The sequence below is a fragment of the Bradyrhizobium sp. 164 genome, from assembly GCF_023073715.1.
Classification (GTDB): Bacteria; Pseudomonadota; Alphaproteobacteria; order Rhizobiales; family Xanthobacteraceae; genus Bradyrhizobium.
Window position 1 is genome coordinate 1 of the sequence record NZ_JADPKA010000101.1, and the last position, 907, is coordinate 907.

General features: G+C 64.2%; 1 pseudogene. It reads right to left on the reverse strand.

Annotation, left to right across the window (positions count from 1 at the left end):
* Positions 1–907: pseudogene (nodC, locus tag IVB01_RS31265) on the reverse strand (chitooligosaccharide synthase NodC); the annotation flags it as partial.

Sequence of the window (907 nt, forward strand, 5' to 3'; positions counted from 1 at the left end):
CGAAGCTCGCCGGCACGAAGGGCCGCCACGCCGCATCGAATCATGGTCATCGCGACGATGGTCAGACCGGTCCACCAGGGCACGGTGCCGGTGAGCGCGAGCTGAGCGAGCGCGGCAATCGATGAGATGGCGAGCAGCAGCGGCCCGAGGTTCTGTCCGAGCACGTCGAGCGTAAGGTACCGGTCCAGGGCGGGCAACAGGTGCAAACCCAGCAGCGTGTCGCGGTAAGTGCTCCGCGCCCAGCGGAGCTGTTGCCGCAGATACGGCAAGAGCCTGTCCGGGACCACCGTGGCGGCGATGGCGTCCGGAACGTACTCGGTTCGAAACCCTGCCTTGAGCATGAGGATGGTCAGATGGCGGTCCTCACCGAAGTCGCTCGGCTTTCCCCGGAAGAACTGCGTCTCGTACTGGTCCAGCAGCAACAGCAGCGCGGAGCGCGGTACATGGCACACGGCCCGCAGCAGCACATGACGGCACCAAAGCGCGTCTGCGCCGCGCGCTCCTCGTTGCAAGCCAACCAGTACTCCATGTCGATCAATCGGGTCAGCCAGCTGTCGTTCCGGTTGCTGGCTGTCAATTGCCCCATGGCCGCGCCGACGGCTGGATCCTGCATCTTGCGTACGAGTTTGCTGACCACGTCGCTGGCGATTTCCGTGTCGGAATCGACGTTGAGCACGAGATCGCCGAACGACCGGCGTATCGCTGCGATCTGCGCCTTCTTTCCAACGTTGCTCGGCAGCAGAATGACGTTGAACCTCGGGTCATATGCGTAGCTCCCCCATGGACCGGGGCCACTGCAGCGACATTTGCCGAGCCGTCATCGACCACATAGACCTGCAATCGCCCTGGGTAGTCCTGGCTTGCGAGAGACTTCAGGCAGGCGGCCAGCGTGCGCGGGTCCTCGTTG